At 58.1% G+C, this 15,165-nt stretch carries 13 protein-coding genes; 10 read left to right on the top strand and 3 right to left on the bottom strand.

The annotated features are described in order from the left end of the window. The first annotated feature begins 182 nt into the window (after positions 1-182). Genes CRO23_RS04065 through rbsK form a run of 8 tightly spaced genes read left to right on the top strand, consistent with a single transcriptional unit; the run spans position 183 to position 8,122 of the window. Entirely contained in the window at positions 183-1,001 is an 819-nt protein-coding gene (locus CRO23_RS04065; protein WP_097101425.1) for a DeoR/GlpR family DNA-binding transcription regulator, read from the top strand. Between the two features lie 48 nt (positions 1,002-1,049). After that, entirely contained in the window at positions 1,050-2,033 is a 984-nt protein-coding gene (locus CRO23_RS04070) for a substrate-binding domain-containing protein (protein ID WP_079452408.1), read from the top strand. A gap of 2 nt (positions 2,034-2,035) precedes the next feature. Next, on the top strand, positions 2,036-3,553 hold the full coding sequence (locus tag CRO23_RS04075) for a sugar ABC transporter ATP-binding protein (protein WP_097101427.1): 1,518 nt from the start codon (positions 2,036-2,038) through the stop codon (positions 3,551-3,553). Then, the gene (locus CRO23_RS04080; protein ID WP_016929986.1) at positions 3,546-4,532 is read left to right on the top strand and encodes an ABC transporter permease; all 987 of its coding nucleotides are present in this window, start codon (positions 3,546-3,548) and stop codon (positions 4,530-4,532) included. The genes CRO23_RS04075 and CRO23_RS04080 overlap by 8 nt, the downstream gene beginning before the upstream one ends. 10 nt (positions 4,533-4,542) lie before the next feature. Next, positions 4,543-5,577 (top strand): ABC transporter permease, encoded by a 1,035-nt coding sequence (locus CRO23_RS04085; protein ID WP_097101428.1) that lies wholly within the window; start codon positions 4,543-4,545, stop codon positions 5,575-5,577. 31 nt (positions 5,578-5,608) lie between these two features. Continuing rightward, positions 5,609-6,280: a D-allulose 6-phosphate 3-epimerase gene (alsE, locus tag CRO23_RS04090; protein ID WP_097101430.1), complete on the top strand. Its 672-nt coding sequence runs from the start codon at positions 5,609-5,611 to the stop codon at positions 6,278-6,280. A 10-nt stretch (positions 6,281-6,290) separates the two neighbouring features. Continuing rightward, complete coding sequence (alsK, locus tag CRO23_RS04095) at positions 6,291-7,199, top strand: allose kinase (protein ID WP_016929983.1); 909 nt, start codon at positions 6,291-6,293, stop codon at positions 7,197-7,199. Then, a complete protein-coding gene (rbsK, locus tag CRO23_RS04100) occupies positions 7,196-8,122 on the top strand; it encodes a ribokinase (protein ID WP_033639466.1) in 927 nt (308 codons plus the stop codon). Before alsK ends, rbsK begins: the two co-directional genes overlap by 4 nt. A 323-nt stretch (positions 8,123-8,445) precedes the next feature. Here the strand turns inward: rbsK and CRO23_RS04105 are convergent, their stop codons facing one another. Together CRO23_RS04105 and CRO23_RS04110 are read right to left on the bottom strand one after the other, a co-directional pair. After that, complete coding sequence (locus CRO23_RS04105; RefSeq protein ID WP_097101432.1) at positions 8,446-11,598, bottom strand: DUF4214 domain-containing protein; 3,153 nt, start codon at positions 11,596-11,598, stop codon at positions 8,446-8,448. A gap of 216 nt (positions 11,599-11,814) precedes the next feature. After that, positions 11,815-12,423 carry an HD domain-containing protein gene (locus CRO23_RS04110; RefSeq protein WP_028127691.1) on the bottom strand — a complete coding sequence of 203 codons (609 nt, stop codon included), beginning with the start codon at positions 12,421-12,423 and terminating at the stop codon, positions 11,815-11,817. Between the two features lie 183 nt (positions 12,424-12,606). Between CRO23_RS04110 and trhA the strand changes: the two genes are divergently transcribed. Continuing rightward, complete coding sequence (gene trhA, locus CRO23_RS04115) at positions 12,607-13,281, top strand: PAQR family membrane homeostasis protein TrhA (protein ID WP_028127690.1); 675 nt, start codon at positions 12,607-12,609, stop codon at positions 13,279-13,281. A 150-nt stretch (positions 13,282-13,431) separates the two neighbouring features. Continuing rightward, complete coding sequence (locus tag CRO23_RS04120) at positions 13,432-13,929, top strand: DUF2165 family protein (RefSeq protein ID WP_079452406.1); 498 nt, start codon at positions 13,432-13,434, stop codon at positions 13,927-13,929. A gap of 38 nt (positions 13,930-13,967) precedes the next feature. Here the strand turns inward: CRO23_RS04120 and ygfZ are convergent, their stop codons facing one another. Then, positions 13,968-14,960, bottom strand: coding sequence for a tRNA-modifying protein YgfZ (gene ygfZ / locus CRO23_RS04125; RefSeq protein ID WP_016929977.1), 993 nt, complete (start codon positions 14,958-14,960; stop codon positions 13,968-13,970). Positions 14,961-15,165: the final 205 nt, after the last annotated feature.

The following is a 15,165-nucleotide window of genomic DNA, read 5'->3' on the forward strand; positions in this document are numbered from 1 at the left end:
CATCATAACTGTCTGTTACTCCACACTTTCGTAATTATTCATTTCATTTCCTTCCCGATTTTTTTGACAACTATCACAGCGCGATCGTTGCCCGATCGCGGGGCGATGCGCTTTGCGTCTGCGCGCAAAACGCGGCGCGGCAAATCGATATCGTAATCATCGTCGTGGAGGAGAAAAGAAACATGCTGCCTGTAGAACGTCATCGCTTTATCACCGAAGTCTTGAGCCAGCGCGGCCGCGTGATGGTGCAGGAGGTGGCGCAGCTGTGCCACATCTCTATCGAGACGGCGCGGCGTGATCTGGCCCTGCTTGAACGGCGCGGCCTGCTGCTGCGCAGCCACGGCGGCGCGGTGTTCGTCGAGCCGCCGGCGGCGGAGAAAACCTATGTGCCCGCCGAGATAGACCAGGGGGAATCTTTCCGCCAGCGCAGCAACGAGGCGCCGGAGCAGAAGACGCGCATCGCCAAACGCGCGCTGGAGTTTATCGCGCCGGGGGATTGCCTGCTGTTGGACAGCAGCTCTACCAGCTGGTTTTTGGCGCGCCAGCTGCCGGATATCTCGCTGGTGGTGCTGACCAACTCGCTGCACATCATCCAGACGCTGGCCTGCAAGGCCAACGTGCGCACCATCGGCCTGGGGGGCGAGTATTCCGCCAAGTACGAGGATTTTATCGGCGTGCTGGCGGAGCAGATGCTGAAAGAGTTCGTGATCAACAAGCTGTTCTTCTCCTGCCACGGCATTTGCCAGGACGGCGGCATCCGCGAGAGCAACGAGCACCATGCGCGGTTGAAGCAACAGATGCTGCTGGCCTCGGAGCGCAAGTTCCTGCTGGTGGACAGCAACAAGTTCGGCCGCCGCTCGTTCGCGCGTATCTGCCACTACCGGGAGATAGATACCTTAATCACCGACAGGCTCAGCGACGACGAATTTCGTCAGGAACTGGCCTGGAACAACGTCGACGTGATTGAAGTTTCACCCGCCGCGAAAAGGGCGGCGCGATAACAACAACGAAAACCCTTTATTACAGCCAACACTTGTGGAGAGAGAACAATGAAAAAATCCGTACTGGTCGGTCTGTTTGCCTCGCTGCTGCTGTCGGTCTCCGCGCAGGCGGCGGATAAGCTGAAAATGGGCGTGGTGGTGAAGATCGGCGGCATTCCCTGGTTCAACGCCATGGAGGCCGGCATCAAAAGCGAGAGCGCCAAACGCGGCATCGACGCCTGGATGGTCGGACCGACGGCGGCGGATCCGGCGCTGCAGGTGCGCGCCATCGAGGATCTGATTGCGCAGAAGGTGGACATCATCGGCGTGGTGCCGAACGACGCCCGGGTGCTGGAGCCGGTGCTCAAGCGCGCGCAGGAAGCGGGCATCAAGGTGATCGTGCACGAATCCCCAGGCCAGAAGTACGCCGACTGGGATTTTGAGCTGGTGGACGCCTCGCAGCACGGGGTCAACCACATGAAAGCGCTGGCCGCCTGCATGAAAGAGCAGGGCAAGTACGCGGTATACGTCGGCAGCCTGACGGTGCCGCTGCACATCACCTGGTCGGACTCGGCCATCAATTACCAGAAGCAGCACTACCCGAACATGCAGCTGGTGGGCGACAAGTTCGGCGTGGGGGAATCGCTGGATGACAGCGTACGCACCACCAACGATCTGATGGCCAAGTATCCCGATCTGAAAGGCGTGCTGGCGTTCGGTTCGCAGGGGCCGATCGGCGCCGGGCGCGCGGTGCTCAACCGCGGAAAAATCAACGATATCTGCGTCATCGGGCCGTTCAGCCCGGGGCAGGGCGCTTCGCTGGTCAATCGCGGCGCCATCAAGGGCGGTTATATCTGGAATCCGATGGTGGCGGGCGAAGTGTTCGTGCGCATCGCCGACATGATGCACAAGGGCGAAAAAATCACCGATGGCATGACCATCGAAGGCATGGGCAAGGTGCAGGTGGATGCGCAGCAGCACACCATTCTCGGCAACGCCACCGAAAGCCTGGATAAGCAAAACTTGCCGAAGCTGGTGAAGATGGGGCTGTAATCATGGCGATTTCCGGCAATACGGCAATGCAGGGCGCGCCGCTTATCGAACTGCAACAGCTGTCGATGACCTTTGGCGGGCAGCGCGCGCTGAACGATATTTCATTGGCGCTGATGCCGGGGGAGGTGCACTGCCTGGCCGGCACCAATGGCTGCGGCAAGAGCACGCTGATCAAGGCGATCGCCGGCGTGTATCAACCGGATGATGGCAGCCGCATTACTCTTGATGGGCAAACCTTCGGCCGGCTGTCGCCTGATCAGGCGCGCGCCTTCGGCATTCAGGTGATCTATCAGGATCTGTCGCTGTTTCCCAACCTGACGGTGGCGGAAAACATCGCCTTTGAGCACAACCTGCGCGGGCTGTTGGGGTGGCACCGCCCGACCAGGCTGCGGCGCGCCGCCGAGCGCCTGCTGCAGGCGCTGAGTTTTAATCTGGATCTCGACAAACGGGTGGCGGAGTTGCCGATCGCCCAGCGCCAGCAGGTGGCGATCTGCCGCGCGCTGGTGGCGGAAGCGCGGCTGGTGATCATGGATGAACCGACAGCCTCGCTGACCCGCACCGAAGTCAACCAGCTGCTGCGTACGGTGGACTATCTGAAAGCGCAGGGCATCTGCGTGGTGTTCGTCAGCCACCGGCTGGACGAAGTGCTGGAGATCTCGGATCGCGTCACGGTGATCCGCGACGGTAACAAAGTCGGCACCTGGCCGGCGGCGGAGATCACCGGCGATCGTCTGACCGAGCTGATGACCGGCTTGAAGCTGGATTATCGCCTGAAGTCACCGAGCATGAATAAGGATCGGGTGATGCTGGAGGCGGATCGTCTCAGCCGCGCCGGGCAGTATCAGGATGTGAGCTTCCGGCTGCATCAGGGGGAGGTGCTCGGGCTGTGCGGGTTGCTCGGCTCCGGGCGCACCGAGCTGGCGCTGAGCCTGTTCGGCATGACCCGGCCGGACAGCGGCAAGCTTTACCTCGACAGTAAACCGGTGCGCTTTCGCGGCCATGAGGACGCGATCAAGGCCGGCATCGGCTACGTCTCGGAGGATCGCCTGACGCTGGGGCTGGTGCAGCAACAGTCGGTGGCGGATAACGCGGTGCTGACCATTCTCGATAAGCTGCGCGGGCGCTTTCGCCTGATCGACGACTACCGCAAGAATCGCATCGTCGCGGAGTGGATCGCCAAGCTCGGCGTGCGGGTGGCGGATCCGGATCAGGCGGTTTCGACGCTGTCCGGCGGCAATCAGCAAAAGATCGTGCTGGCCAAGTGGGTGCTGACCCAGCCGCGGATCCTGATCCTCGATTCGCCGACCGTCGGCGTCGACGTCGGCGCCAAGGCCAGCATCTACCAACTGATCCATCTGCTGGCGCAGGAGGGGATCGCCATTTTGCTGATCTCCGACGAGGTGCCGGAGGTGTATTACAACTGCGATCGGGTGCTGCACTTCAGCGGCGGCAGCGTGATCGGCGAATACCTGCCGGGGCAGGTGAGCCAGCAACAGCTGGCGGAGGCGGTCAATGCGTAGATTCAGTTTGAAACCGCGCGGCAACGAAGGCTATCTGGCCTGGGTACTGCTGCTGACGGTCATCGTCTTTTCACTGCTTAGCGATCGTTTTTTGACGGTGCAAAACCTGCTCGATCTCAGCGAAAGCTACGCGGTGAGCGGCATATTCGCCCTCGGCCTGTTTGTGGTGCTGGTGACCGGCGGCATCGATATCTCCTTCGCCGCGGTCGCCTCGGTGGTGCAGTACCTGATCGCCACGCTGGCGACGCACTACGGCCTGGCCAACCCAGCGGGCAGCATTTTGCTGGCGTTGGCGTTCGGCGCCGCGCTCGGCATGGTCAACGCGCTGCTGATCTACTGCCTGCGTATCGTCTCGATCATTGTCACCATCAGCATGCAGGCGTTGTTGTTCGGCATGCTGATGTGGTTGACCAACGGCCGCAGCCTGTACGCATTGCCGGACTGGTGGACGTTGCCGCGCAGCGTGCTGCCGTTCCAACTGGGTGAACAGAGCTATCAGCTCGGTTTGCCGACGCTGGTGATGCTGGCGGTGGCGCTGTTGACCTGGCTGCTGCTGAACAAAACGCACCTCGGGCGCCAGCTGTTTGCCGTGGGCGGTGATGCGGAGTCGGCGCGGCGCATCGGCATCCGCGTTGGCCTGCTGCATCTGTTCGCCTATGGCTATCTGGGGGCGATGGCGGCGATCGGCGGCCTGGTGCAGGTGTATCGCATGGGGGAAGTGGTGCCCAACGCGCTGGTGGGCGGGGAGCTCGACGTGCTGGCGGCGGCGGTGCTGGGCGGCGCCAGCCTGAATGGCGGCAAGGGCAGCGTGGTCGGCACGCTGATGGGCGTCTTCCTGATCGGCGTGCTGAAAAACGGCCTCAACCTGATCGGCGTGTCCAGCTACTTCATGAACGTGGTGATCGGTCTGGTGATCGTCGCGGCGATCACCGTCACTCACTACAAGAAACGCAAAGAAACCGACGTTGGTTTCGCCTGAGGAGCGCCTGATGGGCAACAACCTGAAATTTCGTCCGGACGGGGTCGCCGTCGGTCTGCTGGCATTGCTGCTGGCGGTGGTGCTGGCCTTTAGCCTGCTGATGCCGGGGCGCTTCTTAAGCGGCGCCACCTTCACCAGCGTGGCCTTCCAGCTGCCGGAGCTGGGCCTGCTGACGCTGGCGATGTTCATTCCGATCCTCAGCGGCGGCCTGAACCTGTGCATTATCGCCAGCGCCAACCTGACCAGCCTGCTGATGGCCTGGCTGTTCATCAGCTATCTGCCGGCGGACGCCGGGCTGGGCTTGCAGGCGCTGTGGCTGGCGTTGGCGCTGGCGGCGGCGATGCTGCTGGCCGGGCTTATCGGCGCGGCGACCGGCGCACTGGTGGCGTACGTCGGCGCGCATCCGATTCTGGTGACGCTGGCCACCATGACCACGATCAACGGCATCGGCATCTACCTGACGCGCGGCGCGGCCCTGAGCGGCATGCCGGAGATCGTGCGGTTTATCGGCGCTGAGCGCGTGCTGGGCGTGCCGGTACCGCTGTGGATCTTCCTGGCGGTCGCCGCCTTGCTGGCGCTGTTCTTGCAGAAAACCCGGCTCGGCAAATGCATCTACATGAGCGGCAGCAACATCAACGCCACCCACTTCAGCGGCGTGAATACCCATCGGGTGCTGATCGCTATTTACACCCTCTCCAGCCTGCTGTGCGTCATTGCCGGGCTGGTGATGATGGCGCGCTTCAACTCGGCGCGCATGGGCTACGGCGACTCCTACCTGCTGCTCACGGTGCTGGCGATCATTCTGGGCGGCACCGATCCGTTCGGCGGCTTTGGCCGGGTCAGCGGCGTGGTGTTGGCGCTGATCGTGCTGCAGGTGATCGCGACCGGTTTGAACCTGATGAACGTCAGCCCGCATTTCAGTCTGGCGATGTGGGGCGCGGTGCTGATTGCGGTGCTGGCGATGAAGTTTTTCCGGCATCGCTATCGGCAGCGGCGGGCGATGCGCCGCAGCGCGGCCCAGGCCAGAACCGCGGCGGGCCACTGATCCCTTTTCCCTTTTGCGCAGGATAACGCTAATGAAATACCAGATTTCACCTTCACTGATGTGCATGAACCTGATGGATATCCGCCAGCAATTGGCGGTGCTGAATCGCCGCGCCGATATGCTGCATATCGACATCATGGACGGGCACTACGTTAAAAACATCACGCTGTCGCCGTTCTTTATCGAACAGATCCGCCCGCACACCTCGTTGTTGCTGGATGTGCATCTGATGGTGGAGAACCCGACCGATTTCATCGACCCGATCGCCCGCGCCGGCGCGGACTTTATCTGCCCGCACGCCGAAACCATCAACCGCGACGCGTTTCGGGTGATCAATCAAATCCGCGCGCTGGGCAAAAAAGTGGGGGTGGTGCTGAACCCGGCCACGCCGGTGGAGTTTATCCGCCACTACCTTCACCTGCTGGACAAGGTCACGGTGATGACCGTCGATCCCGGCTATGCCGGGCAGCCGTTCATTCCCGAAATGCTGGACAAGATCCGCCAGTTGCGCGATCTGAAAAGCCAACAAAATCTGCGCTATCTGATCGAGATCGACGGATCCTGCAATCAGCGCACCTACCGCGATCTGATGGGCGCTGGCGCGGAGGTGTTGATCGTCGGCAGCTCTGGGTTGTTCAACCTCGATCCGGATCTGGAGACGGCATGGGAAAAAATGCTGGAACAGATGCGGCAGGCGGCCTGAGGCGGGGGATATGATGCGGCATTTTCTTGGCGTTGACGTTGGCGGCACCAATACCCGCCTGCTGTTGATGGATGATGACGGCGAGTTTAGCGCTTACCGCAAGATAGCGACCGCCGACTGGGCGCGGCAGGCCGATCCGCTGGCGGCGTTGGGCCGCCTGATCGCCGGGCATAGCCAGGATCGTCAGGTGGCGCAGGTGATGCTTGGGTTGCCGGGGATCCTCAGCCGCGATCGCTCGCGGGTGCTGTCGCTGCCGTTCATTCCGGCGCTGGACGCCCAGCCGGTGGCGGCGCTGTTGGCCGATTTGCTGGCGCTGCCGGTGCGAATGGACAAGGACGTCAACCATCTGCTGTGGTGGGATTTGCAGCAGTTGCCGGCGCTGCCGCAGGTGGCGGTGGGGCTGTATCTGGGCACCGGCATGGGCAACAGCCTGTGGCTTAACGGCGACTTTTACCACGGGGCGCACGGCGCCGCCGGCGAGTTGGGGCACATTCCCTGGCCGGGCCATCTGGGCGAGTGCCCGTGCGGCAAACGGGGCTGCGTCGAGAGTTTGACCTCCGGCCATTGGCTGACCGGCTGGGCGCGCGCCAACGCGGCGCAAACGCCGTTCGACCGGCTGTTCGAGCGCCACGGCGATCATCCGGATTTGCAGCGTTTCGTCGAACGATTGGCGCAGACCATCGCCATCGAAATGAACGTGATCGACCCCCAACGGCTGATCCTGGGCGGCGGCGTGATCGCCATGCGCGGTTTTCCGTTGGCGCGGCTGGAGCAAGAGATCCGCCGTCATCTGCGCGGGCCGCAGCCGGCACAGGGGCTGGCGATCTCCATCAGCCGCCTGACCGATGAAACCGGCAGCAAAGGCGCCTGTCTGGCCGCACGGCGCCACTTCCAATTAAGCAGGGAGTACCAGCAATGAAAGGCAAAGTCTGCGTGTTCGGTTCGTTCAACCTGGATATCGTCGCCGGCATGGCGCGGTTTCCGCAGCCCGGCGAATCGCTGATCGCCCGTAACAGCATGATGGGCGCGGGCGGCAAGGGCGCCAACCAGGCCACCGCCGCCCTGCGCGCCGGGGCGCGGGTACATTATATCGGCAAGGTGGGGCGCGACGACTTCGGCACCTTCGCCCGGCGCCATCTCGCCGCGGCCGGTTTCGATGCGGTGACGCTGTTCTCGACCGGCGATTGCCCGACCGGCAATGCGCTTATCTACGTTGCCGGCGAGGATGCGGAGAACATGATCGCCGTCGATCCCGGTGCCAACCTGACGGTCAGCGAGGACGAGGTGCGCCAGTGCCGCCCGGCGATCGCCGCGGCGGATATTCTGTTGACCCAACTGGAGAACAACCTGCCGGCGATCGAACAAGTGATCGCCATCGCCCGCGAGGCGCGGACGTTCATCATTCTCAACCCGGCGCCGTTTCAACCGGTGCCGGACAGCCTGTTGGCGCAGGTCGATCTGCTGACGCCCAACGCCACCGAATGCACATTGCTGACCGGCGTGCCGGTGCGGGATGTGGCTTCGGCGCGGCAGGCGGCGCAGGTGCTGCACGCCAAGGGCATTCGTTTGCTGATCGTGACCTTGGGCACGCAGGGGGCGTTGTTCTCTGATGGGGAACACAGTGAGCTGATCCCGGCGTTTCCGGCGCAGCCGAAAGACACCACCGGCGCGGGGGATGCGTTTAACGGCGCCCTGGCGGCGCAGTTGGCGAATCAGGTGCCGTTAGCCGATGCGGTGCGCTTCGCCGCCGCCTACGCGGCGGTCTGCGTGGAACGCGCCGGGGCGGCGGGGTCGATGCCGAGCTATGAGGAAGCGTTGGAACGCCAGCAGGCGTTCGCGTGACAAAGACGGGCTGCGGCCAAGAGGCGGCAGCCCGGTTCCCTTACTTCAACCAGCCTTTGCGCTGCGCGTCCCGCAGATGTTGCTCCGTGTTCCTGCCATAAAGCGGTGAAATACTCATACAGTGCGCCTGGCAGCATGCCCAATAGATGGCGCGCCACCGCTACTCATCACTGAACCGTTTCTGTCCCGGGTACGTTATGCCGGGCCGTCGCTGGCCTGCATTCGGGGGGCGGTGATTGCCGCGAAGGAGAGGGCGCACAAACCGTAGTAACTTTCACGCCGGGTTAAAGCCCGGCGTGAAAGTTACGCATGATAAATAACAGCTATGCAGCGACGGCATCGTGAGTAAAACTGCCAATGCCATTAACTTCCAGAACAGGTGAATCGTAATGGGCCATTTTGAAGGCATTGTCGTTTGTGAGACCAAAAATAATGTCATCGTTGTCCAAACTGTGATTCAGGTTCTTATCCACCATCACAAAATAGGATCCATTCAACGATAAGGCGCTGACTTCGCTCAATGTATTCTGACTGTGGCCTTGAGTGACTTTAGAGACCAATTCAATGAACAACTGTTGCGGAGTCGTATTCGTCTGAACATTCATTCCGGAGAGTAGCACTGTCAGGTCATTCAGGGATAAACTGCCGACGAGATCGATAGTCTTGCTGCCACCTGCGGAAAAGAGCCACTGCCGATCGACATCACCGACGACAATGTTGTCGCCTTCGACCCATGATGCATTTTGCGCGCTGCTGTTTTCGTAATCGTTAAAGGTGACCATGTTATCAATGGTACTGTGGCTGAATACCACCGTATCCGCGCCTTGGCCGGTTGCCAGACTCGTATTGCCCATTACGTTGTAGAGATGATTAGCCTGGATGCCGTTGGTCGTGGGGGCGTCGTTAGCGATCGACAGTTGGTAACCGGCCATTTGGGACATGATGGTAGCGTATCCCGTCAGTCCGTCTAATTGTTTTAGCACCTGATAGAACAACCCGCCGCCGGTCCCCCCTTGTTCCAGGGTCAAATTCAGTGGTGTGCTATTAGCCATGTGACTGGTGATAGATTTCAATTCTTCGCTGAAATTGTTTTTGATAGTGAGGTTAAGCGCCTTATCGCCAGTAATGTTAATTTCACTGATATGGTTGTCATGGCCCTCAAGGCGTAGGGTATTTTCCGCATCCCCTTTAGATGATATTTCCAAAAACTCTCTGACCTCCGGAATGTCAGAGTCAATATAGACAGTATCGGTTTTGAACGATAAGGTACCGGCATCAGCGTGAGTGATATTCTTTGCATCAAAAGTGATGGTCATCACTGGCGAAAAGTTTTTATAGCGGTAATCGGGAGCGTACTCAAAGGTAATATGGCTGTTTTCACCGGCATTACCGGTGATTTCCAGGGCGCGTTGGCTAAAAGGGGCATCCATAAATGAATCTACCGGCACATTAATCACCGTAACGTTATCGGCAAAGCCAGACAGCGTAAAACCGTATGAACCCGTAAAGCCGTTTGGCATTCCCCACGCAGGATCCCAAAGTTCGGGGGCTTTCAGGTCGGTGACATGCGTATAATCCTTGTTGTGTATATTAGCGATAGAGGGATCGGCCAAGAGACCTATATCAAATACGTGCCTGCCCTCGTTGCCGACTAATTGTCCGTCAACGTAGATAGAACCCGTACCTCGATAGCCCGCCAAATCGAGCTGGGGAAAAAGCGTAAAGTTACCTACATTGGTGGCAATCGTGCCGGAAAGCGCACCATCGACACCCGTAGTGAGATAAACATTCTTGGTGATAAGGTTAGCCGCTAATACCGAGCCTTGGTCATACCCCTTAATTTTGAACGTATCGCTGACGCTATTGGCGCCGTCATTGATGCTATTGCCTTGCCATTGCACATTGATATTTTTTGCAAAATTGAATCGAAGCTCACCGGTGGCATGCGCCATATCTGCATCTGCTGTGATGATGATATTTTGATTGTTTCCAGTAATAGGGTTTACCAAGGTGACATTCGGGTTTTTCAGGAATATATCAATATTATTGAGCGCTTGAGCGAACAACTTCAGCAAAACACTTTCAGTACCGTCGATGGTAAGAGTATGCCACCCATTCAATTGACTAATATCGATAGTGCCTGATGTTACGACGTTCAACGTAATGTCATTCAGCATGGATAACTCAGCGTTGGAGATAATATGTTCGACGCCATGATTATTTATTATCCCCGTTAACTCTCCGTTTTCACCACTTTTTGTCAGTACGCCCTGTTTGACATAGTTTAAGTTGGCCCCGATCTTTTGTTCGAATTGTTGGACTGCATAACTGCCTGGTGCTCCGCCATTGCCTGCAATAATACTCTCATTAGCACGGAAGTGCGCCAATACAGCCAGTGTCGCCTTCAGTGCATCGTTGCCACTTTCGTTCATAATTGCGACAGACTCGGCTGTCGTCATGGGTCTTCCCCATAGGTTATTGAATATTATCTGGTACGAGGCGGCTTTGGCGAAAGCAGGTTGCTTAGAGAACATGGCGAGGATGTCACTCTCGGATCGCCCAGCGGCTAATTGCTTACTGTAGGTATCCAATGCATTGGCATCAATATAATAACCGGCAATGCTCAAGTATATTGCAGTGATGGCTTCCTGATACTCCGGTGCGGGTAACTCTCCAGCAGCATAAACATGCGTGTTAGCCAAAAAAATTGCTTTGGCATCAGCATGAACGCTGGTTTCATCATTGCGGATATCATTAATCATGCGTACTATGACATCACCACGGCTTTCTGTATTGGTATTTAACCCGGTAGTATATTTTTGTAGTTGGTCGTTATCGGGGGCTGATCCAAAAATATTTTCATAGATTTTGAGGACGAAATCCTTGTCGCTAAGGTTCGACAATGTTTTTTTACCTTCGACAAACTTTTGTGCAATCAAATTCAACTTTTCAGGGTGACTATTTATCACATTACCCCAATAGTTTATCCCATCGGACGTCATCGTGGATTTCACTGCATAATAAAAACCTTGCACCCATTCAGCCCCGTCTGATACTGAGCTGTTAAAAGAGGGAAATAGCGTTTGATTAACGGTTTCAATCAACGCAGCTTGTTGTTCTTGCAAGAGGGCATCTTGCCCGGAGTAGTGCAGAAGATCGTTGCTCATGTAAGCGGCAAGGCTACCGAGATCACCGCTCTTCTCCAATCGACTGAGAAGATAAGTGAGAGTTTCTTCCGATGCGTCGGCACCATGAATATTGTGGTAAATAAACTGTATTTTCTCACGTTCATTTAACTCTGACAGGCGTGCTTGACCTAATTCAGAATTGATTAATTTATTTGCTAATGTAGAAAAGGAGAAATTTTCTTGCGTTGATTTTTTTGAAAAATAATCAATGTCCTTGATGTCGGCTTTTTTCCCTATGATGGCATAAAATAATGCGGCGACATCGCGTTGAACGAAGATTGAGCTCATGACTTTTCCCAGAGAAATAGATTCGCAAAAGGTAAGTAAAGAAGAGAATTTGGGCTTAAGCAAGTATGAGACAGGCTACGTGTCTGGCTAGGGAGCAGTGGCTTTGCCTTGAACTGACCGCTACGATGGCGGCTAAAAGCAAGCTATGGCGCCTCTGGAGATGAGGCGGCACTGTGAAATCAATAGGCTGCAGTGTACTCACTGCAGCAGATACAATTACTTCAACCAGCCTTTGCGCTGCGCGTCCCGCAGATGTTGCTCCATATGGTGCCACAGCTCGGGGTGTACGTCGGCGATCGACGCATTGCGCGCCAGCACCTGCTCCAGGCTGATGCCGTTTTCCACCCAGCTCTGGCCTTCGTTGTGCAGATTCATCAGCATCGGCATGGTGCGATCCAGCAGCAAGGCGAAGCGCGCATCGGCGCTTTCGCCATCTTCATACTCCTGCCATAAAGCGGTGAAATACTCGCGCTGAGCCTCCGGCAACATGCCGAACAGACGGCGAGCCGCCGCCACTTCCTGATCGTGGATCGCCGCGCGGGCCGCCAGATCGTAGACCAGCACGTCGCCGGCGTCGATTTCCACGATGTCATGCAGCAGCGCCATCTGGATCACGCGCTGAATGTCTACGTCATCACCGGCGTAGGGCGCCAGGCTCATGGCGGCGATGGCGAAGTGCCAGCTGTGTTCGGCGGAGTTTTCCTGGCGTTGGGTGCCCAGTACCTTGGTGCGGCGTTGTACGCCTTTCAACTTATCGATTTCCATCAGGAACTGGATGGTCTGGGTCATTGAACCGAAATCTAACGCGGGTACAGCGGATGACATGGTGTAAACCTCAAGATGGGTGGGTTGAAGCCTGACGATTGTAGACCAGCGGGCGGGGGATTTCGATGGTTACACGCGTTCACATTTTTATTTTAGCGTACACGTGTACACTGGAATTATTCTCAGTTAAGCTGCTTTGCGTTAATTTCGCACAAAGCAGGGCATTTTGAGGGGTTGCGCGTTATGGGGAAAACGGACGTAGTGAAAGCCGGAAGCAATAAGATGGTCGCCGCGGCTTATCCGTGGGCGGAAGAGATCGCCAACAGCATCAGTCACGGTATCGGGCTGGTGTTCGGCATCGTCGGCCTGGTATTGCTGTTGGTGCAGGCGGTGAATACCGGCGCCGATGCGACGGCCATCACCAGTTACAGCCTGTACGGCGGCAGCATGATCCTGCTGTTTCTCGCTTCCACGCTCTACCATGCGATCCCGCATCAGAAGGCCAAGCATTGGCTGAAAAAATTTGACCACTGCGCCATTTATCTCCTGATTGCCGGCACTTACACCCCATTTTTACTCGTGGGACTGGATTCGCCGCTGGCGAAGGGCCTGATGGCGGTAATCTGGGGATTGGCGCTGCTCGGCGTGCTGTTCAAACTGGCCTTCGCCCACCGTTTTGAAGCCCTGTCGTTGGTGACCTACCTGACGATGGGCTGGCTGTCGCTGATCGTGATTTATCAGCTGGTTACGCGGCTGGAGGCCGGCGGCGTCACGCTGCTGGCGATCGGCGGGGTGGTCTATACCCTGGGCGTGATTTTCTACGCCTCCAAGCGCATTCGCTTTGGCCACGCCATTTGGCACGCCTTCGTGCTCGGCGGCAGCGCCTGCCATTTCATGGCGATCTACCTCTACGTCTAAGCGTTCACGCTACGTCTGAATGCGTATTGAACTGGCGCCTCTTTTGTTTTAAAAAAGAGGCGCTTGCTTCTTTCGGGTATCCAGCAAGCCCGTTCCTTCATTTCTGAGCCCGCATACCGTTTCTTTAACCTCTGTTCAGGACTCACCAAGATGATCGTTCGCTTATCCAAAGCGCTGCTGGTCTGCGCTATCGCCTTGTTCGCTTCGCTGGTCGCCTTCGGCAACATCACCGACTACGGTTCCAACTTCGCCTTCGTGCGCCACGTCTTTATGATGGACACGATTTTCCCCGACGCCACCATCGGCTACCGCTCGATACAGACGCCGTGGCTGCATCACGCCGGTTATATTTTCATCATTGCGCTGGAGAGCCTGACCGCGCTGCTGTGCTGGATTGGCGGCCTGCGCCTGCTGTGTGGCCTGAAACTGCCTGCGCACGCCTTTAACGGCCGGAAAAAGCTGGCGGTAGTGGGGCTGACGCTGGGCTTCCTCACCTGGCAGGTCGGCTTTATGTCGATTGGGGGCGAGTGGTTTGGCATGTGGATGTCGAAGCAGTGGAACGGCGTGCCGGATGCGTTTCGCTTCTTCGTCACCATCATTCTGGTGCTGATTTATCTGGTGCAGCGCGACGGGGAATTGGACGAGTAATGAAGATGGCCGCAGGCAGGGGGCCTGCGGCCGACGGATTATTTCTCTTCGGCCAGCGAGTAGGGCAACGGTTTGATCGCCAACTGGCTGGCGGCATCGTCGCGCACCCGCAGCTGGCTGTCGGCATCCAGATCGTTGTTCATCACCACCTGCACCCACAGCGTGCCGTCGGCCAACTGACTCGACGCCAGTACGGTGCCGGTGCGGCGCCAGTTTTCCCCCAGCTGCAGCTCCAGATCCTCCGCCGCCTGCGGGGCGCGGGCCGCTTTACCTTCCAGCCAGTAGAGCGCACGCTTGTTGGCGCCGCGGAATTTGGCGCGCGCCACCATCTCCTGACCGGTATAGCAACCCTTGCTGAAGCTGATGCCTTCCAGCGCCTGCAGGTTGGTGGCCTGCGGGATCAGCTGCGCGCTGTTGGCGGCGTCGATAACCGGATAACCGGCTTCGATCTCCAGCGCCAGCCATTGGCTGCTGTCATTCAGTTCCGCCTGGTCATGCAGTTTGCCGATCAGCTGTTCGGCTACGGCGGGGCGGGTCACCAGCAGAAAACGTTCCGCCGGCGCAGCGAAGTGCAGAATCGTGGTCTCGCCGTCCTGCACCACCGGGTGCTCGGCGCTCGGCAGCGTGGCGAACAGGCCCGTCAGCGCGGCGCGCGCCTGGAAACCGGCGACGCCCAGCAATACCGCGTCATTATCGGCGGCGATAGTGACTTTGGAGAACACCGCGTATTTTTTGATTTCCGCCAGTTGGCTGTCCAGCACGCTGCGACGTTCCAGATAGGCGAAGCCTTCGCCTCGGTGGAACAGACGCAGGTTGCTCCACATTTTGCCCTTGGCGTCGCAGTGGGCGCACAGCACGTGTTGATCGGCCGCAAGCGCGTCGATGTCCGCCGTCACCTGGCCCTGGAGATATTTCACCGTGTCCGGCCCGTTCAGCGTCACCAGCGCCCAATCTTCCAGCGAGATCAGCGTCAGGGGAAGATGGGTGGAAGCGGAGGGCTGACGGGGTGGGAATGGAATGTTATGCGCCATAGTAAGTTCCTGCTCAACGTTTAGCTTACCTGAAGGGTATTGAGCCCATGGTAAAAGAGGCGGCGGGCTTTGCAAACTGTTATTCGCGCCGTGGCGCCGGGGTGCGCTTTTTTTGGCATTTTGCGCTTTATTGCGTTTTCCGCAGCAAAGCGCCTTCCCGGCGTGTATGTCAAATTGTTACTCTATAGGCTTGCGGCCAGGGTAC

This window comes from Serratia sp. JKS296 (assembly GCF_900215445.1).
In the GTDB taxonomy this organism is placed as follows: Bacteria; Pseudomonadota; Gammaproteobacteria; order Enterobacterales; family Enterobacteriaceae; genus Serratia; species Serratia marcescens.

What these genes read in the sequence shown, in the direction of transcription:
- CRO23_RS04065 (WP_097101425.1), top strand. Translation starts at nt 183, where the DNA reads ATGCTGCCTGTAGAACGTCATCGCTTTATCACCGAAGTCTTGAGCCAG.
- CRO23_RS04120 (WP_079452406.1), top strand. Translation starts at nt 13,432, where the DNA reads ATGATCGTTCGCTTATCCAAAGCGCTGCTGGTCTGCGCTATCGCCTTG.
- CRO23_RS04075 (WP_097101427.1), top strand. Translation starts at nt 2,036, where the DNA reads ATGGCGATTTCCGGCAATACGGCAATGCAGGGCGCGCCGCTTATCGAA.
- CRO23_RS04110 (WP_028127691.1), bottom strand. Translation starts at nt 12,423, where the DNA reads ATGTCATCCGCTGTACCCGCGTTAGATTTCGGTTCAATGACCCAGACC.
- alsK (WP_016929983.1), top strand. Translation starts at nt 6,291, where the DNA reads ATGATGCGGCATTTTCTTGGCGTTGACGTTGGCGGCACCAATACCCGC.
- CRO23_RS04085 (WP_097101428.1), top strand. Translation starts at nt 4,543, where the DNA reads ATGGGCAACAACCTGAAATTTCGTCCGGACGGGGTCGCCGTCGGTCTG.
- CRO23_RS04070 (WP_079452408.1), top strand. Translation starts at nt 1,050, where the DNA reads ATGAAAAAATCCGTACTGGTCGGTCTGTTTGCCTCGCTGCTGCTGTCG.
- alsE (WP_097101430.1), top strand. Translation starts at nt 5,609, where the DNA reads ATGAAATACCAGATTTCACCTTCACTGATGTGCATGAACCTGATGGAT.
- rbsK (WP_033639466.1), top strand. Translation starts at nt 7,196, where the DNA reads ATGAAAGGCAAAGTCTGCGTGTTCGGTTCGTTCAACCTGGATATCGTC.
- CRO23_RS04080 (WP_016929986.1), top strand. Translation starts at nt 3,546, where the DNA reads ATGCGTAGATTCAGTTTGAAACCGCGCGGCAACGAAGGCTATCTGGCC.
- trhA (WP_028127690.1), top strand. Translation starts at nt 12,607, where the DNA reads ATGGGGAAAACGGACGTAGTGAAAGCCGGAAGCAATAAGATGGTCGCC.
- CRO23_RS04105 (WP_097101432.1), bottom strand. Translation starts at nt 11,598, where the DNA reads ATGAGCTCAATCTTCGTTCAACGCGATGTCGCCGCATTATTTTATGCC.
- ygfZ (WP_016929977.1), bottom strand. Translation starts at nt 14,960, where the DNA reads ATGGCGCATAACATTCCATTCCCACCCCGTCAGCCCTCCGCTTCCACC.